This window comes from Leptospira vanthielii serovar Holland str. Waz Holland = ATCC 700522 (assembly GCF_000332455.1).
Taxonomy (GTDB): Bacteria; Spirochaetota; Leptospiria; order Leptospirales; family Leptospiraceae; genus Leptospira_A; species Leptospira_A vanthielii.
This window is the reverse complement of the sequence record NZ_AOGY02000020.1, coordinates 1-20,869: the sequence shown is the minus strand read 5'-3', so window position 1 is coordinate 20,869 and position 20,869 is coordinate 1. Positions and strand designations below refer to the sequence as shown.

Annotated in this window: 18 protein-coding genes, 2 rRNA genes and 1 pseudogene; 9 read left to right on the top strand and 12 right to left on the bottom strand. The window is 40.2% G+C overall.

The features are described 5' to 3' along the window. Positions 1-100 precede the first annotated feature (100 nt). A pseudogene (locus LEP1GSC199_RS22260) lies at positions 101-1,278 on the top strand (integrase core domain-containing protein). Here the strand turns inward: LEP1GSC199_RS22260 and LEP1GSC199_RS03890 are convergent. The 7 genes from LEP1GSC199_RS03890 to LEP1GSC199_RS03860 all read right to left on the bottom strand — a co-directional run bounded on the left by LEP1GSC199_RS03890 (position 1,275) and on the right by LEP1GSC199_RS03860 (position 8,454). Beyond that, on the bottom strand, positions 1,275-1,916 hold the full coding sequence (locus tag LEP1GSC199_RS03890; RefSeq protein ID WP_232420621.1) for a hypothetical protein: 642 nt from the start codon (positions 1,914-1,916) through the stop codon (positions 1,275-1,277). The pseudogene LEP1GSC199_RS22260 and the gene LEP1GSC199_RS03890 sit on opposite strands and share 4 nt — an antisense overlap. A 144-nt stretch (positions 1,917-2,060) precedes the next feature. Next, a complete protein-coding gene (locus tag LEP1GSC199_RS03885) occupies positions 2,061-2,462 on the bottom strand; it encodes a hypothetical protein (protein WP_002977760.1) in 402 nt (133 codons plus the stop codon). A 926-nt stretch (positions 2,463-3,388) separates the two neighbouring features. Continuing rightward, positions 3,389-3,505: ribosomal RNA gene (gene rrf, locus LEP1GSC199_RS03880) — 5S ribosomal RNA — on the bottom strand. A 56-nt stretch (positions 3,506-3,561) separates the two neighbouring features. Then, positions 3,562-4,509, bottom strand: coding sequence for a hypothetical protein (locus LEP1GSC199_RS03875; RefSeq protein ID WP_002977750.1), 948 nt, complete (start codon positions 4,507-4,509; stop codon positions 3,562-3,564). A gap of 79 nt (positions 4,510-4,588) precedes the next feature. Beyond that, complete coding sequence (locus LEP1GSC199_RS03870) at positions 4,589-5,614, bottom strand: hypothetical protein (RefSeq protein ID WP_002977744.1); 1,026 nt, start codon at positions 5,612-5,614, stop codon at positions 4,589-4,591. Positions 5,615-5,682: 68 nt separating this feature from the next. Then, positions 5,683-6,864 carry an FAD-binding oxidoreductase gene (locus LEP1GSC199_RS03865; RefSeq protein WP_002977758.1) on the bottom strand — a complete coding sequence of 394 codons (1,182 nt, stop codon included), beginning with the start codon at positions 6,862-6,864 and terminating at the stop codon, positions 5,683-5,685. Positions 6,865-6,924: 60 nt separating this feature from the next. Continuing rightward, positions 6,925-8,454, bottom strand: a complete 1,530-nt coding sequence (locus LEP1GSC199_RS03860; protein ID WP_002977754.1) for a phytoene desaturase family protein — start codon at positions 8,452-8,454, stop codon at positions 6,925-6,927. 188 nt (positions 8,455-8,642) lie between these two features. On the opposite strand from LEP1GSC199_RS03860, the gene LEP1GSC199_RS03855 reads away from it, so the two are divergent. Further along, positions 8,643-9,272, top strand: coding sequence for a TetR/AcrR family transcriptional regulator (locus tag LEP1GSC199_RS03855; protein WP_002977756.1), 630 nt, complete (start codon positions 8,643-8,645; stop codon positions 9,270-9,272). Between the two features lie 61 nt (positions 9,273-9,333). Continuing rightward, positions 9,334-9,813, top strand: coding sequence for a VOC family protein (locus LEP1GSC199_RS03850; protein ID WP_002977742.1), 480 nt, complete (start codon positions 9,334-9,336; stop codon positions 9,811-9,813). Positions 9,814-10,503: 690 nt separating this feature from the next. Here the strand turns inward: LEP1GSC199_RS03850 and rrf (LEP1GSC199_RS03845) are convergent. Further along, positions 10,504-10,620, bottom strand: a 5S ribosomal RNA gene (gene rrf / locus LEP1GSC199_RS03845). Between the two features lie 91 nt (positions 10,621-10,711). On the opposite strand from rrf (LEP1GSC199_RS03845), the gene LEP1GSC199_RS03840 reads away from it, so the two are divergent. After that, entirely contained in the window at positions 10,712-11,176 is a 465-nt protein-coding gene (locus LEP1GSC199_RS03840) for a GyrI-like domain-containing protein (RefSeq protein ID WP_002977720.1), read from the top strand. Between the two features lie 34 nt (positions 11,177-11,210). Here the strand turns inward: LEP1GSC199_RS03840 and LEP1GSC199_RS03835 are convergent, their stop codons facing one another. Continuing rightward, the gene (locus LEP1GSC199_RS03835) at positions 11,211-11,984 is read right to left on the bottom strand and encodes a PrsW family glutamic-type intramembrane protease (protein WP_002977739.1); all 774 of its coding nucleotides are present in this window, start codon (positions 11,982-11,984) and stop codon (positions 11,211-11,213) included. Then, positions 11,981-13,789: a hypothetical protein gene (locus LEP1GSC199_RS03830; RefSeq protein WP_002977726.1), complete on the bottom strand. Its 1,809-nt coding sequence runs from the start codon at positions 13,787-13,789 to the stop codon at positions 11,981-11,983. The genes LEP1GSC199_RS03835 and LEP1GSC199_RS03830 overlap by 4 nt, the downstream gene beginning before the upstream one ends. A gap of 63 nt (positions 13,790-13,852) precedes the next feature. Here LEP1GSC199_RS03830 and LEP1GSC199_RS03825 point away from each other — a divergent pair, with 63 nt between their 5' ends. After that, positions 13,853-15,253, top strand: a complete 1,401-nt coding sequence (locus LEP1GSC199_RS03825) for a glycine--tRNA ligase (protein ID WP_039926002.1) — start codon at positions 13,853-13,855, stop codon at positions 15,251-15,253. Then, the gene (locus tag LEP1GSC199_RS03820; protein ID WP_002977733.1) at positions 15,254-15,721 is read left to right on the top strand and encodes a hypothetical protein; all 468 of its coding nucleotides are present in this window, start codon (positions 15,254-15,256) and stop codon (positions 15,719-15,721) included. Between the two features lie 94 nt (positions 15,722-15,815). Here the strand turns inward: LEP1GSC199_RS03820 and LEP1GSC199_RS21415 are convergent, their stop codons facing one another. Then, positions 15,816-17,459, bottom strand: a complete 1,644-nt coding sequence (locus LEP1GSC199_RS21415; RefSeq protein WP_002977746.1) for a TPM domain-containing protein — start codon at positions 17,457-17,459, stop codon at positions 15,816-15,818. A 44-nt stretch (positions 17,460-17,503) separates the two neighbouring features. Next, complete coding sequence (locus tag LEP1GSC199_RS03810) at positions 17,504-18,217, bottom strand: TetR/AcrR family transcriptional regulator (RefSeq protein WP_002977729.1); 714 nt, start codon at positions 18,215-18,217, stop codon at positions 17,504-17,506. Positions 18,218-18,402: 185 nt separating this feature from the next. On the opposite strand from LEP1GSC199_RS03810, the gene LEP1GSC199_RS03805 reads away from it, so the two are divergent. From LEP1GSC199_RS03805 to LEP1GSC199_RS03795, 3 genes are all read left to right on the top strand, one after another. Further along, positions 18,403-19,329: an esterase/lipase family protein gene (locus LEP1GSC199_RS03805; protein ID WP_425324553.1), complete on the top strand. Its 927-nt coding sequence runs from the start codon at positions 18,403-18,405 to the stop codon at positions 19,327-19,329. A 96-nt stretch (positions 19,330-19,425) separates the two neighbouring features. Further along, positions 19,426-20,475: a lipase secretion chaperone gene (locus LEP1GSC199_RS03800; protein WP_002977731.1), complete on the top strand. Its 1,050-nt coding sequence runs from the start codon at positions 19,426-19,428 to the stop codon at positions 20,473-20,475. Next, positions 20,444-20,752 (top strand): hypothetical protein, encoded by a 309-nt coding sequence (locus LEP1GSC199_RS03795; RefSeq protein ID WP_002977748.1) that lies wholly within the window; start codon positions 20,444-20,446, stop codon positions 20,750-20,752. The genes LEP1GSC199_RS03800 and LEP1GSC199_RS03795 overlap by 32 nt, the downstream gene beginning before the upstream one ends. Positions 20,753-20,869: the final 117 nt, after the last annotated feature.

Below are 20,869 nucleotides of genomic sequence, written 5' to 3'. Positions count from 1 at the left end.
TATAAACCAAGTAGGTGGATAGGTATGAGGAGGTCAGATAGGTAACAAAAGAGACAACTCACATGGGTAACACCTACATTGTGTATCGGAGGACAATCCGATGCCTTGGAAGGAAACCAAAGTGATAGAAGAAAGAATCAAGTTCATAGCAGCTGTTAAAAGTGGTCAGTGGTGTTTTGCCGATCTTTGCCGAGACTTTAATATATCGAGAAAGACTGGCTATAAATATCTAAAGAATTATGAGTCGGAAGGTATCGACGGACTCAAAGATAAATCTAGAAAAAGAATCACTCAGTCCAATGAAACTCCTGAGAAAATCGTTCACCTAATTGTATCTTTACGTGAAGACCATCCATCTTGGGGTCCCAAAAAACTCCGTCCCATACTCAAGCAAAGTTTCATCGCATGAAACAGATTCCAAGTGAAACTACAATTGGAAACATTCTTCGCAAAAAAGGCCTAGTCAAACCTAAGAAAAAAGACCAAGAGTTCCACAGTCTCTATTTCCTTTTTCCAATGTAGTCGCTCCCATACGTGGCGTATGGTGTGTTGATTTTAAAGGCCATTTTACAGTAGGAAATGGCAATCGCTGCGATCCACTAACAATTACAGATGCATATAGTCGCTACCTTCTAGCATGTGAAATCCTGAATAAAACGAATGCAGAGCAAACAAAAGCGGTATTTGAAAGGGTTTTTAAAGAATATGGACTACCACAGGCAATCAAATCAGATAATGGATCACCTTTTGCAAGTAAGGCCATTGGCGGCTTAACTAGTCTCTATATGGTGGTTGAAATTAGGGATCCGACCGGAACGCATTGAACCAGGGAAACCATCTCAGAACGGTCGTCATGAGAGAATGCACAGAACACTCAAAGAAGAAACTGCATTACCTCCAAGATCTAGTTTGGATGCACAACAGACCGCCTTTGATTCATTCCGTGAAGAATTTAATAAGGTAAGACCACATGAAGCTTTGGGTTTTCTGACACCTGCAAAAGTTTATAAATCTTCGAAAAGGACATTCCCAAAAAAGATTCTAGAGGTAGCTTATCCCACACATATTGTTACCGATAAAGTCCATGAAAGTGGTTTTGCGCAGTACGGGCCCCATCGAGTGTTCTTTGGGAATCCTTTCATTGGAGAGGTAGTTGGCTTTGAAGAGATATCTGATCGGCATTGTCGTCTTTACTTTGCGGATGCAATTCTTGGAATTTTGGATTTGTATACGAGTAAAGTGTTGAAATACCAGAGGCTATTGTATAGAATTGACTAGTAAAAGTGTAACCCATGTGAGTGATCTAAAGTGTTACCGATGTGCCTTTCCATACAAAAAGAAGAATTATCTAAAGAGAAGTAAGAAGTTTTTGCATGTAACTCCGAGAGCTGCGTATTTCGTACCACCAAACGATCTTTTATCTTTTCCTTGAGGTTTATAGCTCGAAGTGTTCCCGTGATATTACTTTTACCAGCAGAATACTGGCTCGATTCTAAGTGGCTGCCAGTAACAATACTTTTTTCTAAGGACTCAAGATCTCTGATTTCTCTCGTAAGTGCGGTTTTGATAAGGATGGTTTCAAAGTAATTTCGAATGAATTGATTTTTGATCCACTCGGCATTCAATCGATCTAACTCAGAATCTTTTTGGACAATCTGTTTCTCTAAATTGAGTTTCCCTGGGAATGGGATTTCTTGAGCAATCGAATATTCATTTCCTGTCATTCCTGGCGTATCAGGACGACTTCGATCACGGGTCACATCCCCACGATAGGGATAGGACCGATAAGCAAATCCAAATTTGGGATCTGGATAAACATCGGCATGTTCCGACCGATGGTGTTTCTCCCTCGACTCCAAATATTTTACAAGTAACTCTGGGTGAGAACCGAGTAAGATTTGTATTTTTGATTCCATGGATTCCGATTTTTCAATCGCAATCACGCTTTGTGTAAAAAAGAATATGATTATTATTAATATACTTTTATATAATTGATTACTAAAACACTGTTTTTCTAAAAACATAAAAACTCCTATTCGTAAGTGAAAACGAAGAGGAGTTTAAATGAGAAGGCGTACAGAATCGGAAAAATATTCGGTTGTGTCGGTTACAGAAGAAAGTTTGCGATCTATTACAAAGTCGATAAAGGAATGTAGAGGACGGTAAGAAAGGTAAAATAACAAATCACTTTTTAATGGCACCACACCCAATATGATTGTCAAATTGTAGGAATCATTCCCTAACCCGATTTCAGAACAACGACAATCCGTTTCATCAGGAGCATCACCGGCATGGCAAGGTAAAGATTCCAATGCATCTGAGCTTAAATTCTGATGACTAGAAAAAGTTTTGGGACAGGAAATCAATCCCGCGGTGCAAATAGTAACCACTAACATAGAACCAAGGACTGCCATCGTAAATATACGAATCTTCCTCTGATTGGTTCTGATTCTATTTCCCATACCAATCCTTAGACTGGAAAAAAAAGCAAACGATCACCATCTCCAACCCAATATTATTTTTATCAAAAATCTAACACAGGTATCGGCTTCTTACAGAGGCTTCCCCATTTCGCGAACGATTAGTTCCTGGCGGTGTATTTAGAGGAAGGAGATTAAGATTAAAAAGTTAAATTCAAACCGGCAAAGCTGCGCAGTGACCCATAGGGAACGAGCAGGCGACTTTGGCGGGCGTAGCAGCGAAGCGTAGCCAAAAGTCGCGGACATTAGCCGGCACACACAGAGCGCCCACAAATAAAAAAAGCGCTCACTCAGGTAAACGCTTTCAGAAACAATAATGACTCTATGGCAACGTCCTACTTCCCACCCCCACTCGCTTCTCCGCTCCGCGGGCTGGCCCTGCGCCTTGCTCAATCCTTTGGTATACACCACCCTATTTTTCTTTCAGAAAAATCCTAGCAGGCTTCAGCTTCTTACGGAAGCCTCACCCATTTCGCGAACGAATGGTTATTGATTACTATTTGGGTTCAAAGGCGATTCTAGATTATAAGAAAAAATCAAACCGGCAATCATGCCGGAAAAAATGGAGCAAGACACCTTGCTCCATTTTTGAGGCAGCGACCGCTACTGCGAGTCGCGGACATTAGCCGGCACACACAGAGCGCCCACAAATAAAAAAAGCGCTCACTCAGGTAAACGCTTTCAGAAACAATAATGACTCTATGGCGATGTCCTACTTCCGCCCCCACTCGCTTCTCCGCTCCGCGGGCGAATGTCCGAGCCTTGCTCCCTATGGGTCGCAAGTCTGTCATTTCGCGAACGACTGGTTACTAGCGGTACTATTGGGTTCGTTCAATGGGGATTTTTATTTTGTACATAAAAAAAGCCAACCTTTCGGCTGGCCTTTTTTTATTGAGTTATAAATGCTAACCCGGCAATGTCCTACTCTCCCATTGAGCGAACCCAATAGTACCATCGGCGATGAGAAGCTTGACTTCCGTGTTCGGAATGGGAACGGGTATGGCCTTCTCTCCATAATCACCAGGAGTAATTACCATTACTTCCAAGTGGACTGGATTTGCAAGTAATTTTAAAAGAAAAGTTACAAATTTAAATCGTAAGTAACACCGAATTTGACACCTGACAGGGTGATATCATGTGCAGCGGTAGCGGAAACAAACTCCATCAAAGTTCCAACTCTATCTAAGTTGTCACCAGCAAAGCTGAGTGCGACAGGACTCTTTGATTTTGCAGTCATATTTTCTCTTTCAAAACTCACAAAAAGTCGAAGTTTAGGCAATACAACTATGCTTCCACCGACACTTATTTTTTCAGAATAGAACGTATAACCACCGTTAGCATAATTAAATCCTAAACCATTATTATAAACTCTGAACTGTTCGGAGTTGTAAGTTCCTGAAGAATTCAAGAGGAAAGGTCCAAAGAGCAGGAAGTCTGCAAAGAGAGTTGCTCGATCGTTCAGATCAAATTCAAAGCCAACACCTACGAGCCCAGATGTACCAGATGTAGTTTTTGTGTCTTGCCCTAAATAAGATGGGCCACCAATACCTAAATAATTTCCTTCGAAGGATTGGCTCATACTTCTAATCACATATTTGGGTAGGATTCTAAAGTTGGAACTAGGTGAAAGAGTAAATCCCAAGTTGATATCGGAATAGAGTAACCGATAATCTCCCTCTTTGATACCAATACCCGAAGCATAATAAGAATTCCATTCATAACCGCGAGTGAATCGATTTAAATGTAAACCTAAAAATACATTACTCAAAATGCCTGCATTTAAGGAATGGAAATAATCAAACCCCAAATCATTGATAAGAGTCATTCCTCGATTGTTCTGCCAATCTTGATTGTATTCCAATCCAACAATATCGCCGTAAAAGTTTCTCTTTTCCAGGTCGGTGCGAAGGCTACCAAAGAATAAGGCACCCTTCAATCGTAATGCGTTCCCTTCCACTTTACCTTGTGCATACGCAGAACCAGTAAACATGGAGATGATGATCATAAAAAAAACGAGACTACGTTTCATTATTTGAATTACCTCTATCATCCAATAACAAATGAGAGACGGTTGGCTCAAGGAAAATTTATCGAATATAAATCAAAACTTAAAACTCTAAGGGCATATAAAGGGCAAAATGGAAGGTTCTTAATTCGTAAGTATATCCATTTTCTTTGACGATAGGGCCACCAAAGGATATACGCCCTCTCATACCGAGAAATGGTGGTGACTCTAAATACATCATAAATGCAAACTTTGCTACAGAATTGACACTTACCTGATTTCTCATCAGACTACTAACGGCAAGGGATTCCACTGCGTTAAACCTCCCGCTGAGGTACGCTGTGGCCGCTGTCAAATCTGGACGAAGTAATCCTTGACTTGCTAAATAATATCCGACTAATTCTAAATTATTCCCAGTGGATAAATTTGTAATTAGATATGTTAGAGTTGTATCCGTATCTGGATTGATGTTTCCTGAAACAAACTGGTATCCTCTCAGATTATTCAAAAAAACATCGCGACCGGAACCAGAATAAGCAATTAATAAGTTGGCGGCCGCATCTTTAAAATCGACATTCCCTCTTAACTTAACATGTGCCGGACCAAATCCTAATCCAAAACGAAACGTATCAGGATTTCCTAAATAAAAAATAGGAACTAACATAGAATAGGTTCCTTCAACACTCGTATCGACATCTTCCGTTACCTTAGTACGGTTTGGTTTGAAGGAATTATTATTGGAACCTGAAGACCCAGAATCGGACTCTGAAGAAGAAACTTCGGGAGAAGGATTTTTTGAAAATATTTTTGGTATGGATTGTCGATTCAAGTAAAAACTCGAATTATGTAAAAGTAAATTCATTCCAAAATATTTCGTAAATTGGATTTCTGGAGACTTAACGTCTAATAACCAAGAAACACGACCGGGATCATCCTGGACCATATGTGCATCCCGATTCCTGCCTTGGATAGACAAAGATACACTTTCTAAGGTCACACCGGGATTGATGGAAATATACTTATAGGAATTTTTTTCCGCACTTGGTTCTTGGGAGTTATTGTTCGATTCCTCCGAATACAAGGAACTAAAGAAAAGAAAAAACAAAAGAACTGAAAAATAACGATACATAAATGATTTCTTAAACTTTATTGGTTTCGGTCAAAAGTTGTGGGATTATTTGATTAATAAAGTTTTTTTTATAACTGTATTTCCAAATCAGTTGTAGGAAAGGCAACGCAGGAATGAATCCAACCAAACTTACGATCGGACTTGCGAATTTTGGCCTCCGGGGGACTAAATACTTCTCCTGATTTTAATTTCACACGACAAAGGCTACACTCTCCCGAACGGCAGGCATTCTCAGTAAAAAAACCATTCCGTTCTAAACTATTTAGAAGTGGTTCTCCCGCTAACGCTGGAAAGGCATTGTTTCCCAGTTTGATGGTGACCACATCCTCAGGGCGAACGGTCTTCGGCCAAGCAGGCATTCGCTCAGGCATTTTAGGTGGTCCATTACTTTCAATAAGAATACGACCCGATTTGACACCAAGATCAGAAAGTAGTGCCGAACAATTTTCATTAAAGGGCGTAGGGCCACAAACATAGTACATCTTAGATGCCGCTTCAGGAATTAACTCTTGTAATACGGATAGAGTAAGCCTTCCACGATATCCCTTAAAATTTGGACCGGACTCACGTGATAAAAACTCAGTCAAAAAGAAATTCTTGTGAATCGCCGCAAGTTTTCGTAGTTCCTCAATAAAGATAACATCATCTTCAAAACTATTCGAATAGATGATATGAAACCGAAACAGTTCGGATGAGGACAAAATCGCTTTTAACATGCTCATAGCGGGAGCAATGCCGGAACCTCCCGCAAGAAATACCAAATCCTGACCATGAAATAGAGGATTATGATGAAACGAACCCATAGGCCCTGTGCTTTCAAACTCTTGCCCAATTTCTACATCATCAAGTAAATAAGGACTTACAAACCCACCTTCGGCTCGTTTGATGGTCAATTCATAGGAATGTAAATTTGTTGGTGAAGAGGAAATAGAATAAGGTCTTGCCGTAGAAATTCCAGAAAGGGATACAAATAAATTGATGTACTGGCCTGCTTGAAACGGAGGTAAGTTCCTTCCATCCACTGAAACCATCTCTAAAGTTTTGGTCGAAGTTGTATCAGTTCGAATATTTTTTATTCGTAGACGAAGCCTTTTAGGGTGGAGACTATCAATGGCTCGGCGGACATTTCCTTTCTGTTCCTGAAAGTTGGTACCATTACTTTCCATTTCTTCTTTTTTAGTCACTGCTTCCCGAAATCCTACAACGGAATTGAAAACGTTTGATTCTACTTCTAGATGATTACCTGACATGTTTTTATCTTCCTTCCTTATGGGTGATCGTAATTCTAACAAAACTCATTGTTTGTGATTTTAGTGAGTGGTTTTTGCGACTTTGCGCTGGGCTTTCATTCGTTTGATGATTTTCCGTGCTGTATTATAACCATTCAAATAGGTAGGTTGGAATCCACCCATACTCGTCCAACTACTTGCGGAGTAAAGTCCCTCAATGGCATCAAGAGATTCACGCATTAGTGAGCCATCTTGTAACGTCTGTTTGAATCCATAAATGGCTCCACCTGGTGTATTCAAATAACGCATCATCGTCATAGGTGTAGCCACTTCTGCTTTTTCTATATGTTCTCTAATCTTCGGATAGGCTTGTTCGACGAGTGTAATGAGTTTATCACCAAACTCATATTTTGTTGGAATATACGATTCTGGCGGAATATCCTTCCACGCTTCCCCATATTGTAAGGCGACAAGAGTGACCACAGCTTTTCCTTTTGGTGCTAGTTCCTCATCAATAAAATTATAACAAGTGACCATACCCCAATCGGGAGCATCCAAAGTATACATTCGATCTTCTGTGACTTCTGCATTGGAAGTTGTCATGACAAAGGCGGAAGCGGTTGTAAACCCAAGTTCTTCAGGAGAACAATCTAATCCAAGATAAAGACATACAGCAGAGACACCCATCCTTCGGGATTTAAAATCTTGGAGTACAGAAGAAGGGGGAGTTTCCAAATCAAGCATTTCATGATAGGTGATGAGAGGACTAACATTGGATACAACAGCATCACAGGTTACAGTTTCTCCTGATTCCAAAAGAACGGCACGGACAGCACCGTTTTCTGTGAATATTTTTTCTGCAGCACAGTGAAACCGCACCTCTCCTCCTGCCTCCTCAAAGGAAGAAAGAAGAGCACTTGAAAGCATTTGAGATCCGCCTTTGATATGCCAAGGTTTATAAATGCAGTAAAAATAGAGCATCCCGATAAATTCAGCGAAAACCAAATCTGTTGTAGGGATTCCCACATAACTCCAATATGGTGTTATTACATTAATTAAATCTTCATTTGAGAAAAATTCATTTAAAACTTCGATCGTAGGGCGAAGACCATAGGCTGCAAAATTTGGACACTTGGTTCGGAGTTTTTCTTCATCGTTTGTTAGCCGAATTCGAGGTAAAACAAAATAATACTCATTAACCACGGCTTCGCTTAAGATAAAAAATCGATTGATTGAATCCTCTTCCTCTGCGAAAAGATTTTTCAGGTGGTGTTGTAGTTCGTTCCAGTCCGCAGGCAAGGTGACATCTAATTTCCCAGGCATAATGATACGATATAGTTCTTCTTCTTGAACGAGTTCGATCTTATTTAGAACGCCAAGTTCTTCAAAAACGCGACGCATGATAAAAGGACTCGATTCTGTTCCCACACCACTCAGCTGGTGGAGAGCCACTTCAAATTCAAAATCTCCACGGACAAAGGAGGTAGCACATCCGCCAGGAACATTATGCCGTTCCAATAACAAAGTTTTTGAACCTTCGCGTTGTAATCGAGTGGCCGCCATTAAACCAGCGTTACCGGCGCCAATGACAACTGTGTCATAATGAGACATTCTGTTCTCCCCAGGGTCCAACCCCTTGCAACCCAGCCAATCTTTACAATGTAAAGATTGCAATCACTTTTCCAACTATCTTTCAAAAAATAGATTTTTTTACCAGTTCAGTGGGTTTAGATTCGGATCTTCTAGAATCTCTTTCGAAAAGACTTTACCGGTTTGCCAAGCAGTTCTTATAGGTTGTAATGGCCAAGAAGAAACAAAGTCAGGACAAAGAGACCAGTCCCTACCATCATGGGGATCTTCGCCCCGCCCTCATAGCGGCCGCACGCACGCTATTACAAAACCAAGGAACAGAAGCACTTTCTCTTCGCTCCATTGCCTCGGCCATTGGCGTGACCCACATGGCACCCTATGCACATTTCAAAGGAAAACAAGAACTACTCCAAGCTGTGGCAGCTTCTGGTTATGATGAGTTAGCAGACAATATGGTGGTAGCACAGAAGGAAAATCAAAAAGCTCGCGGACGTTCCCTCGCTTATCATTACGGTGTAGAATACATTCGTTTTGCAATGAAACATCCAAATCTTTACCGCCTGATGTTAAACCAAATCGATTTAGATAAAAAATCAACACAAGAAGCAGCTAACAAAGAAATACGGATGAGTTCCGAGCGCCCCTTCCGCCTACTCTATGTTGCCTTTGCCGGTGAACGCGTTAGTAAAGAGTTAGCTCATGCCAAGGCCCTTGGCGCTTGGGCAATTGTTCATGGAATTGCCTCTCTTGCCATTGATGGCCATTTGGTTCTTCCCGAAGGAATGGATGTGTATCAGTTATTCAAAGTTACTGTGGGTTCTTCGGTGGATCTGAGTTAAATGGTAATTTAGAATTTATGATTCATCTTGCTTAAAATTAGCTTCATTTGGATAAAAGGTTATGGCCAAAAGTAAATTATTGGAAATGCACAATATAGGTATCGTAGTTGAATCCCTTGATTCGGCAATTTCGTTTTTCGAAGAAATAGGGCTGACCTTAGAAGGTCGTATGGTGGTGGAAGGAGAATGGGCTGGACGAGTTACGGGACTCGGCAACCAAAAAGCGGAGATTGCGATGATGGTGACTCCCGATGGACACACCCGGCTGGAACTTTCAAGATTTCTCTCCCCCAAGACAATAGCGGACCACAGAACCGCCCCTGTGAACTCACTGGGTTATCTTCGGATCATGTTCCGAGTGGATAACCTTGACGAATTGTTATCTCGACTAACAAAGTTTAGTGCTGAACTTGTTGGTGAAGTCGTTAATTTTCAGAATATCTATCGACTCTGTTACATTCGTGGTGTGGAAGGAATTCTGATTGGACTCGCGGAACAAATGGGAAATCAAACAACAATAGACATTCTTGAAAATGAGTGAAATCAAATTTTTGTTCAGATATAGATTCTTTATAAAAATCTAACACAGGCTTCAGCTTCTTACGGAAGCCTCACCCATTTCACGAACGAATGGATCTAGTAATACTTATGAATGTTCGATTATGGGATTTATCATTTATAGAAAAGAATCAATTTTAAACCGGCAAAGCTGCGCAGTGACCCATAGGGAACGAGCAGGCGACTTTGGCGGGCGTAGCAGCGAAGCGTAGCCAAAAGTTGCGGACATTAGCCGGCACACACAGAGCGCCCACAGATAAAAAAAGCGCTCACTTTCGTGAACGCTCTAAGAAACAATAATGACTCTATGGCGATGCCCTACTTCCGCCCCCACTCGCTTCTCCGCTCCGCGGGCTGGCCCTGCGCCTTGCTCAATCCTTTGGTATACACCACCCTATTTTTCTTTCAGAAAAATCCTAGCAGGCTTCAGCTTCTTACGGAAGCATCACCCATTTCGCGAACGAATGGTTATTGATTACTATTTAGGTTCAAAGGCGATTCTAAAAATCAAACCGGCAATCATGCCGGAAAAAATGGAGCAAGACACCTTGCTCCATTTTTGAGGCAGCGACCGCTACTGCGAGTCGCGGACATTAGCCGGCTCACACAGAGCGCCCACAAATAAAAAAAGCGCTCACTTTCGTGAACGCTCTCGTATGGATTATAAATGCTAACCCGGCAATGTCCTACTCTCCCATTGAGCGAACCCAATAGTACCATCGGCGATGAGAAGCTTGACTTCCGTGTTCGGAATGGGAACGGGTATGGCCTTCTCTCCATAATCACCAGGAGTAATTACCAAATGTACAGAGAGGTGCGGTATGTCAAACACTTCACTAAGAAAAGGTTGCTTTTTTTTGCAAAACTGAAACTTTTTCTATATGTCGGAAGTGACGGAACCATTAGTCAAAACGGAAAAATTCACGGTCATGGGACTTCGCATCCGAACTTCCAATGCACCGGGAGACGCTGATATGAAAATACCCGCTGTGTATTCTCGGTTTTATAAAGAAGAAATTCCTAAACAAATGGAAGTTTTAAGGAAATTTGATCCACTTTTTGGTGTGTATTTTAATTATGCATCAGATGAAAATGGTGCGTATGACTTTTTGTTAGGTTATGCTGTGGAACCAAACGCAGAATTGTTTGCAGGAATGGAAAAGGTTCAGGTAAGTCCGCAGAACGGTCGTTACTTTCAAATCCAACCGGGAGCTCCCGAAGAAGTCGTTCCCAAATTTTGGGCAGAAATTTGGAGCCATCCAGAAATTCCAAAAATCAGAACCTACCAAATGGATTGGGAAGAGTATTCGGAAGCGGGAATTAGGGTATTTTTATCTACAAAGTAGATACCGACATGTATACTCCCTGGGAATCGATTGTTCATTCACTCTTTGCTGCAATCGCCAGATTCTTTGTTTCGTCTTTGCAATCTTCTTTACTTACCTGCACGAGTTCTCTCCAGTCATTCACAACCCAAACCCAAATTCCTACAAACAGAGATGTCGCAATCCAAAGACCGATAATCGATCCTGGAATCAAAAGAAAATCAACAACCCCATGTTGCAATACTGCTAACAAAAATCCAAAGCCAATATAGAGCCTTTTGTTCGTAGATTCCAGTTTAGCATTGCTCTTCAGTAAAAACAAAGAGAAACAAAGATTGATGAGTAAATGGATATTAGAGGAATGAATGGTTCGAGCAAAAAACAGATCTAACTTTTTTTCATCCGGTTCCCTAGCAATGTAATGTGTGTTTTCGATAAAGGAAAACCCCATCGCTACAAAAGATCCAAATAAAACTACATTAGGTGAGAAGGTTTTTGTTTTTTTATCATAACCCAAAACAAAAGACAATATCATAATAAAAAATACTTTGAATGTTTCTTCTGTGATGCCCGCCTGAATGAAAGCAAGGTGGGCTGTTTGTGAGAGGAGACTTATTTTTTTCTTTGGCATAAAATCGGTTTCAGGCCAAAGGATGGGGTGGAGCCTCAGGATAAGGTCTGTAGACAACCAACCAAAAACTAATGCCAAAAGAATTCCTAAAACTTCCTGCCAACCTTTTTTTGGTTTGTATGCCTTCCAAATGACTATGGCCCAAGGAAGAACCGTAAGCGATCCAATCAAATAATCAATAGAACCAACTTCTTTCATTCTGATAACTCTTCCATATAACGGCCGTCAAATAAGTTGATCATTTCTTTTTGTAAAGGTGTGGGAACAAATTCAGGGTCAATCGGACCATTCCAGAATAACTCAGTTACTCGGATGTCATTTTTGCTTCCGGGTGGTGGCATGAGTGGACCCAAACTCTCTACGAGTTGTAAGGTTCGCAAATCTTGGTCAGGGTAATCGGAGGCTTCCACAAGTTCCACATCAATCACATCTCCCTCTTGAGTGATGGTATAAGCAACCACAGAGGAATAAGGATGAGGTGCTTTTGCCCAATAATCCATATAACTTTCGGGAATTCGCATCTTCGCTGAGATATAATTAGAGTAAGTTGGTGGAACTTTTTTCCCGCGAATCTTTTTGATATAACCTTTGACTGGGCCATTGTCCGCTACTTTTTCGTTGGAGATTTTTTCCCCTTTCTCTTTGTTTTCGGTTTCATTTCCAGTAACAATTCCACCATTCAGTCCCTTGGTATCGTCTGGGACATTCGGATCGATAAAATAGAATTCCATTTTCTCTGGTCGGAAATGTTCATTTTTTTGGGAAGACTGATCTTTCTTTTTATTACGTTGGAGGGTGATTGGGATAAGAAAAACAAGAGAAATCAAGATCAAATGAAAGAGTAAGGATAAAGGCAGAACATTTCGAAATCCTTTGCGCAAACCCGGTTTAAAAAATGGTTCTGACTCACCAACTTTGTCTTCCTTAACTCCTAAGTTTTCTAAACTAAAAGATTTTTCGAGTAAGTAGGATGAATAAAAATAAATTCCAACCAGAGCCAAAACAGAAAATCCCGCATAGGCTACGTTTTGTGCCGAGATAAAAAAATCTTTATCGGGGACTCCTGGTTTTAATCCAAACCCTGCTAAAAATTGAATTCCAAATATGGGGCTTAAGTAGGAAAAAACCCAGACTGCTGAAAACAAAAACAAAAGTAGAGTTAGAAATAAAATCGGAAACCCGCGCCAATATTCATAAACATAAACATGTCCAAACCCAGGCAGGATTCGATCTCTAAATTTTGCCTTTTCTTTTACTACCAATTCCAAACGAAATGGAAACCGACTTTGCGAAACCACTGCCGCTTTCCATCGTTCCCGAATCCGAATTCCTTCCATATAACGCAAATAAGGTTTTGCAAGGATGGACGGAATTTTATTTCGATTAAAACTAAAAAGCAAAATACAAAGGGAGATAGAATAATTAAATACAAATTGGTAAACATCCACGAGTGGGGCCAGTGGCGAAAGAGATTTGTTTGGATGTAATTTTTCGGAGAAGTATTGAAACCCAAAATTAAGAAGAAGTGCAAGAAATAATACAAGTAGAAGTGTATCAAATTTTGCATCGCGGATTCGCATCTCTGTACGAATTGCGGAATGGAGATTTTCTCTTTGGAGTTTTGTTTTTCGAACTGTCTCTCTTTTTTGGTTACGACTTCTGCTATGGATGTAGTTCACTAGAAGTAGTAAAAAACAAATCACCACAAATCCAAACTTCAACTGAAGGCTTCGGGAATCTTTGGCAAGAAATTCGTTAATCACTGCTTCCCATTCTAAACCAGACCTATGGAGAAGTTCCACAGGATAGAATACAATCCAAGAGAAAACATAAACAGCAATGACAGCTAAGGCACGAAGGCGTAGCCTGAATTCGCCTGGAAATGCGAAGAGGATACCAAATGCCAGAAATGGTCCCAAGGAAAACATGGGGGACATCCAAAGGAAGAAGGTTAAGGATTTTTTAGCCCAGGGAGAGAGTGTTTTTACGTTTGCCGAATCCATTCTTTAGTCTTATCTCAAGGAAAATACTTTGAATTTTCATGGAAAACAAAAAATTTGGCGGATATGGCACAGCCGAAAGAGAAAGAAGAGCAGTCGCTCAAACCCATAGTAGCAGTCTCCAAAAGAAGGGGCTTTGTTTTCCCCGGATCCGAAATTTACGGAGGCCTCTCCAACACATTTGACTATGGTCCGAACGGAATCGAAGTATTAAACAACCTAAAAAGACTTTGGTGGGAATACTTTGTTCATAGAAGGGACGATGTTTTGGGCCTTGATTCCTCCATCCTCCTCCACCCTCGCGTTTGGGAAGCATCCGGCCATATCTCCAACTTCAATGATCCCCTGATGGACTGCAAAAAATGTAGAACACGAGTCCGTGTGGATAAGTTCTTAGAAGATAAAGAAGGAGAAGGTGCCGCTACCGGAAAAAGTTTAGAAGAGCTCACAAATACCATCCGGGACAAAGCCTACGCATGCCCTACTTGCGGAACGGTGGGAAGTTTTACTGATGCCCGCCAATTCAATTTGATGTTCAAAACATCCCACGGTGCCTCCGAAGAAGGAGCGACAGACATTTACCTTCGCCCGGAAACCGCCCAAGGGATCTTTATCAATTTTAAGAACGTAACCCAAATTGCGCGGAAAAAAGTTCCCTTTGGGATTGCACAAATCGGGAAGTCTTTTCGAAACGAAATTATGGCTCGCCAATTTATCTTTCGCACGCGAGAATTCGAACAAATGGAGATGGAGTTTTTCTGTGAACCAGGGACTCAAAAAGAATGGTTTACCTATTGGGTGAACTACTGCATGGACTGGCTTGTAAATGTAGTCGGACTAAAAAAAGAAAACCTTCGCGTGAGAGAACATGCCAAAGAAGAACTTTCTTTTTATAGTGATTCCACAAGCGACATTGAATACAAATATCCTTTTGGTTGGGGAGAACTTTGGGGTGTTGCCTCAAGGACGGATTATGACCTCACCCAACACGAAACATTTTCTTCCGAAGATTTAAAATACCATGATTTGGATCAAAAGAAAAAATACCTTCCTTATGTGGTAGAACCGGCTCTCGGTCTCAACCGACTTTTTCTTGCAGTACTTTGTGATGCTTACGAAGAAGAAAAGTTAGAAAAGGATGAAGTTCGCACTGTTCTTCGTTTTGGAAAACGAGTGAGCCCAATGAAGGTGGCGATCTTTCCACTCATGAAAAAAGACGGACTCGATACCAAGGCCAAAGAAATTTATACCGATCTTCGTAACCATTGGTATGTAGATTATGATGATAGTGGTGCCATTGGAAAACGTTACCGTCGTCATGACGAAATTGGAACGCCTTTCTGTATCACAGTAGATTACGACACGATGAGTGATGGAACCGTTACCATCAGGGAAAGAGATTCGATGAAACAAGAAAGAATTCCAATACTTGAGCTCAAAACTTATCTCATCAATCGAATGGTTTAGGTGATAAGAGACTTAAACGAATCTGACAGAAACCAGACCATCGAACTCGTAAATCAGTTTTACCGAAAGGTAAACGAACTTGAGTTAGATGGTCTCTTTCGTATCCGCCCAAGGGCCGCAACCAAATTCACAGACATTTATTTCAAATTGATAGGAACCGGCAAAGTCTATATGAGAGGTTTCTTCGATGAATCCGAACTTGTATCTTTACTCATTGGACGCATCGAAGAAAAACCCCATTTAGAAGAAGAAAGAAGCCTATTTATCGATCTTGCCGTAACCAAACTTGGTAAAAAGAAAAAAGGGTATATGACTTCCCTTCTTCTGGATGTAGACCTTTGGTGTAAGGAAAAATCCATCCCGGCGATGGAACTGCGCGCTATTTTACAAAATGAGGAAGCCATTCGTTTTTGGGACAAATCTTCCTTTGAACGATTTTACATTCGTTACCGCAAACGAATTCGATAAACAGAAAAGATAGAAATTTAGCTTTTGATTTCTGACTCAATCCAAATCAATTCTAGAATCAAATAAAAAAATTCTTATTTTTCTTATTTTCAGGTTACCAACTTCCCGAACTACCTCCACCGCCAAAACTACCACCTCCCCCTCCCGACGAACGGGAACTAGACGAACTACTGTAACTCGAAGAGGAATAAGAAGACGAGGAAGAACTGCTACCGGAAGAGTAAGAAGAATAAGATCCACTCCCTGATTCATTGGCAAGTACATAAAGAAAATGCAGAATGAATAGAGAAACATAGGAGAATACGAAGGTCATTGGCGACCATTTGTCTGAGAATCCCAAAAGATAATGTAGGGAAAAACCTGAAGTCCAAACCGCAGCAATCAAAGCATACTTGAGAAATCGATATTTCCAAGATTCTACTTTTATAGAAACAGCCAAAAGATAACCAAACACCAAACAAATAAACCATTGGAGCCAAAGAATCATAGTTTCTGAATCAAAGGAAGGAACTGAATCATTGGCAATCGGCCAAAAAAAATACAATCCAGCTACGAGAAAAAGCCAAAGGAAAAACGCAGAAAAATAATGAAAAGTTGTAAAACCAAAAGAACTTTTTCCTAAACCATAGATCGTAAATAAAATCAAACCTTGGTAAAAGAGGATGTAAAAAAATCTTTCTCCATTCCAAAGGGAAAGAATCGTAAAACCTAATGTCAAAAAAGAAAATATATGTAAAAACAAACCCTTGGGAGTTGAACCTATTTTTTTGGCAATTGCATTGAAAAATTTAATGAAAGATTCATCCAAGGCAATTTTTAAGGAATATAAAATCAAACTGATAATTCCAAATACCCAAAACAAAACATTTAAGTCCGCTTTGAATGTATAATTGATAAACGGAATCCAAAACAAAATGGAAAGAAAGGAAAAAAGATAAGATAGTGGAGACCAAAGCCCGTAGAGTAAATACAAATTACCCGCAAAAACCCCAAAGCAGAATAAATAAAACACAGCATCGGGAAAAAAATACCAAATGATGGAAAGGACAAATAAACCATACAAAACTCCCATCCATTTTCTCTCTTTGTATATTTTGTTATCTTTTAGTACATAGTGAACGATGAGAGCTAGGACCAAAATTCCAACTGCAAATCCAATGTTTTTGGGTGTGTTGTCACTCGACAATCCAACACCAATTCCATCAGGATAATCCGTATTTAAAGCAGGGTTGGATTCGGACGCTCCATACAAAATGGATTCAATTGCATGAATCCCCGAAACCAAACCTAGAGGTATTTCTCCTTTTTTAAATTCAGGAATCATCACATTACGAATGATTCGATTGCACAAAGTATCTGTTAATGTTTCTTCTAGTCCATATCCAACTTCGATACGAACCTTACGATCCCCCGTAGACAATAAAACTAATACTCCATTGTCTTTTCCCTTTTGTCCTAACTTCGAATTTTCGGCAACAGCCAAAGAATAGGTTTCTAGATTTTCCCCTTCCAAACTCGGGATGACATAAACATATACTTGTGCGGATGTTTTTGTTTCAATCGCCGAAAGAATCTCTATGATTTGGTTCCTTTCCCAAGAGGGTAGGATTCCCACTTCATCAGTCAGTGGATTTGTGAGTATTCGCACATCTCTTGCTGCAAGGGGAAGAATCCAAACTTGAAAGAAAAAGCTGATGAATAATCCAAAGTGAATCCAATTCTTTCGGGTAATTTTCATGCGACAGAAATTACCAAACTTGCTATCCTTTGGCAAGTATAGTTTTAGCGTTTTTTCGTAATTGGGTTTCCTTTCACCAATCGAAACATACGAAAGATGGGACCCATCACATTTTTAAACAAAGGAAAATTGGAAAGTTTGATGAGTTTGAATGTCAATTCTAAGGAATCATTCATTAAAAGTTTCGTACTAATATAAGACTTTGAGGAATCAGACAACCAAAAGTAAACAAGCCCCATTTGTTCCATCCATAATAACTCTGGTAAAATCATAGCAAGGTCTTCTCGAATTTTCAAATTCGATGTTTCTAATGCCTCACGAATCATAGCCACAGCTTCTTCTCGAATGAGAGTTGTCTCTGGACTGAATGGTGAGAGGGGATGGCTTGGATCCCCTGCATGCCTTGCTAATACTTGCAAAAAAATTTTATATTCTGAAAAACTTTCTAATTGGGTTAAGATAATGAATTTGAGTCTGGCCTTAAAATCTCTTGTAGTTTTAGAAAACTGTGAGGCAAGTAGTTTGACTTCTATTTGGGACTCTCTGTAAAAATGAAGAACTATCTCTTCTTTTGTTTTGAAATGATAGTAAGTAAGGCCTAAAGAAACTCGAGCCTCTTTTGCAATTCGACGCATGGTAGCGAGTTCATAACCTTCTTTCCGAAACAAGGTAATTGCAGAATTATAAATCCTCTCCTTTGTCACTTCTCGTTTACTCAATGTTTGGTTGGATATTTTTTTTGGGACCGTGTTTGGCATAAAACTGAAGATTACTTCCCATCAAATGGAAATGAGAAACAATCGAACCACAAGTAATTTTTGAACACGTTCAATTATTACAAAAAATCCCATTTTTTTCAAATCTGTAGCGAAATTATCCTTGCCTTATGTAAGGCAAATTGACACAATTTTATCTCAGAAAATTCAAAGGTGAAAAATTTATGATAAAGAAAGGTCTTTTAGCCATTTTTATAACCGTCGCTTTAGCAACTCCCGTTCTCGCTAGTTCCGGTTCTTCTTCCAAACCACTTGCGGGTACCTACCCCATCATCCTATCCCATGGCCTTTTCGGTTGGGGCGAAAACTCTGGCGGTATCATCAGCATCGTAAACTATTGGGGTGGAACTGACGATTACCTCAGAAGTCAAGGAGCTACCGTATTTGCTCCAGGAAAAACTGCTGCCAACTCCAATGAAGTGCGGGCTCAGGAATTAAAAGCTGCCATCCTTACTTACTCTGCTGCTACAAATTACACTGGAAAATTTCATATCCTCGGCCACTCCCAAGGTGGACTTGATAGCCGTTATATGGTATCGAACCTAGGACTTTCTGGACGCACGGCATCCCTCACCACATTGAATACACCACACTACGGTTCACCGATTGCAGACATTATCAAAACTGTTCTTCCAAGTTGGATCCAACCATTTGTGGCTAGTATCGTTGAAACTCTTGTGAAAATTGTTTATGGGGGAACCAACCAACAAAACGCTCTGGCTGCATTGTCATCTTTAAGTAAAGAGGGACTTACCTCTTTTAATGCCTATACTCCAAACAAATCAGGTGTAAAGTATTTCTCTTACGGATCATCTATCACAATTCCAGACCTTATCCAACACCCACTAATGGGAATCCTTCACCCAGCTTGTGGTGCTGGTGGACTTTTCCAAGGACAAGGTTTCACGAATGATGGGCTCGTTCCACTTTCTTCACAAAAATGGGGAACTTGGAAAGGGGGACCTTCTTATGGAATCTTCACTACAGGTGTAGACCACTTACAAGCATCCAACACTCTTCGTTCTGGGAGTTTTTGGTATGATGTTGAAGGTTACTATTTGAATATTGCTTCCAACATGAAGGCAAATCAGTAATTCAATTCCGAAGTTTTTTCGAAAAACCCAAGCGAGTGCTTGGGTTTTTTTGTTTGCAGAAGTTTCAATCCGTCCTTTACTACGATACCATCTCCCATGAATGTTAAAAATTTACGTTACCTTAGTTACGGCATAGGAGCCTTACTCCTTTTATACATTGCCTTTCGCATCTTTAGTCCGAACCCAATGGAAACCACAAACGACGAAAATCCAAACGACAAAGCAGAGTCTTACTTTCGCACACAAAGTGATGGATTCTCTGTGGATCCATTCTATTTAGAATCAGCAAAAACCATCTTCACTGCTGATGGACAGTTTTTACGTTTTGAGGAAATCCTTACCCGTGCCAAATCGGGTGAGTTAAATTTTGTTTCAGAACTGTGGAACTTACGTAGACAATGTCCCGAAGGAAGCACCAGGGAACAATGTCATGAATACATCAAAGCCTTCCTCCAAAACGAATATAGCGGAGAGGACGCCAAACGATTGATTGGCATGTTATCCAATTATTTAAAATATGAAGAAGCTATGGTTCAATTAGATCCATCGAGTAAATCCTACACCAACCAAGAACGATACGAACAAATCAAACAACTCAGAAGGAAATATTTTCCGAAAGAAGATGCGGAACTTATCTTTGGGTTAGAAGAAGCTACCGCTGATTTTAGTTTTAACCGAAAAAATTTCCTCGATGAAACCAAAAACTTAAAAGCCGATGAAAGAATTCGTTTATACGAAGACTACCGTAAAAAATCCTTTGGTTCCTTTTACAATGCAGTGACCGCAAGAGAACCTAAGTTTGATAAGTTTGAAACAGAAATGGACCTTAGACAAAACGAACTCTCTAAGTTATCTGGTTCCGAGAGAGAGGCAAAAGAAAAAGAAGTTCGAATTCGTTATTTTGGTAAAGACGGAAACGATCGGATGGAAAAGGTTTTGAAAGAAATGAAAGAAGAAGAGGAAAAAATCTCCAAACTGCAAACGGAAGAAAAAAACTTACTAAAAACCTATCCTAATCTTTCAGAATCAGAACGCGAAAAAAAATTAATGGAACTTAGAATCCAAACCTTAGGCAGCAAGGAGTTGGCAGAGGAATATTCAAGAAGAATGGAATATGAGAAAACACTCAAAAATTCCGGAAATTAAATACCCATTTTTATTACTCATACCAGTAGCATTTTTTTTCGCACTGGCACTCGAACCCTTCGGATTTGCCTCCGCAGGGTTTCTTTGTATCTTTCTACTTCTTTACTTCACCAAACAACTTTCGATCACTTCCAATTGGAAACAAACACTCGCGGCAACTCTTCTTTTCTCCAGTTTTGTGACTCTTACCAGTTTCTATTGGATCTGGAATGCTATCCGAAATATTTCGGGACAAGGGATTGTCATTTCCTCCCTAGTCTTTTTTGTGTATGCTTGAAGTTCCTAACGCATTATATACTCGACAATAGGCAACAAACGACTACAAGAGGTTGCCATGAAGCGGAGAAAACAATACACCACAGAGTTTAAGAGAGAATCGGTTCATACGTGGCGT

Bases quoted from the DNA above. Each gene is read 5' to 3' on its own strand.
- LEP1GSC199_RS03890 (WP_232420621.1), bottom strand. From the start codon at position 1,916: ATGGAATCAAAAATACAAATCTTACTCGGTTCTCACCCAGAGTTACTT.
- LEP1GSC199_RS03885 (WP_002977760.1), bottom strand. From the start codon at position 2,462: ATGGGAAATAGAATCAGAACCAATCAGAGGAAGATTCGTATATTTACG.
- LEP1GSC199_RS03875 (WP_002977750.1), bottom strand. From the start codon at position 4,509: ATGAAACGTAGTCTCGTTTTTTTTATGATCATCATCTCCATGTTTACT.
- LEP1GSC199_RS03870 (WP_002977744.1), bottom strand. From the start codon at position 5,614: ATGTATCGTTATTTTTCAGTTCTTTTGTTTTTTCTTTTCTTTAGTTCC.
- LEP1GSC199_RS03865 (WP_002977758.1), bottom strand. From the start codon at position 6,864: ATGTCAGGTAATCATCTAGAAGTAGAATCAAACGTTTTCAATTCCGTT.
- LEP1GSC199_RS03860 (WP_002977754.1), bottom strand. From the start codon at position 8,454: ATGTCTCATTATGACACAGTTGTCATTGGCGCCGGTAACGCTGGTTTA.
- LEP1GSC199_RS03855 (WP_002977756.1), top strand. From the start codon at position 8,643: ATGGCCAAGAAGAAACAAAGTCAGGACAAAGAGACCAGTCCCTACCAT.
- LEP1GSC199_RS03850 (WP_002977742.1), top strand. From the start codon at position 9,334: ATGGCCAAAAGTAAATTATTGGAAATGCACAATATAGGTATCGTAGTT.
- LEP1GSC199_RS03840 (WP_002977720.1), top strand. From the start codon at position 10,712: ATGTCGGAAGTGACGGAACCATTAGTCAAAACGGAAAAATTCACGGTC.
- LEP1GSC199_RS03835 (WP_002977739.1), bottom strand. From the start codon at position 11,984: ATGAAAGAAGTTGGTTCTATTGATTATTTGATTGGATCGCTTACGGTT.
- LEP1GSC199_RS03830 (WP_002977726.1), bottom strand. From the start codon at position 13,789: ATGGATTCGGCAAACGTAAAAACACTCTCTCCCTGGGCTAAAAAATCC.
- LEP1GSC199_RS03825 (WP_039926002.1), top strand. From the start codon at position 13,853: ATGGCACAGCCGAAAGAGAAAGAAGAGCAGTCGCTCAAACCCATAGTA.
- LEP1GSC199_RS21415 (WP_002977746.1), bottom strand. From the start codon at position 17,459: ATGAAAATTACCCGAAAGAATTGGATTCACTTTGGATTATTCATCAGC.
- LEP1GSC199_RS03810 (WP_002977729.1), bottom strand. From the start codon at position 18,217: ATGCCAAACACGGTCCCAAAAAAAATATCCAACCAAACATTGAGTAAA.
- LEP1GSC199_RS03800 (WP_002977731.1), top strand. From the start codon at position 19,426: ATGAATGTTAAAAATTTACGTTACCTTAGTTACGGCATAGGAGCCTTA.
- LEP1GSC199_RS03795 (WP_002977748.1), top strand. From the start codon at position 20,444: ATGAGAAAACACTCAAAAATTCCGGAAATTAAATACCCATTTTTATTA.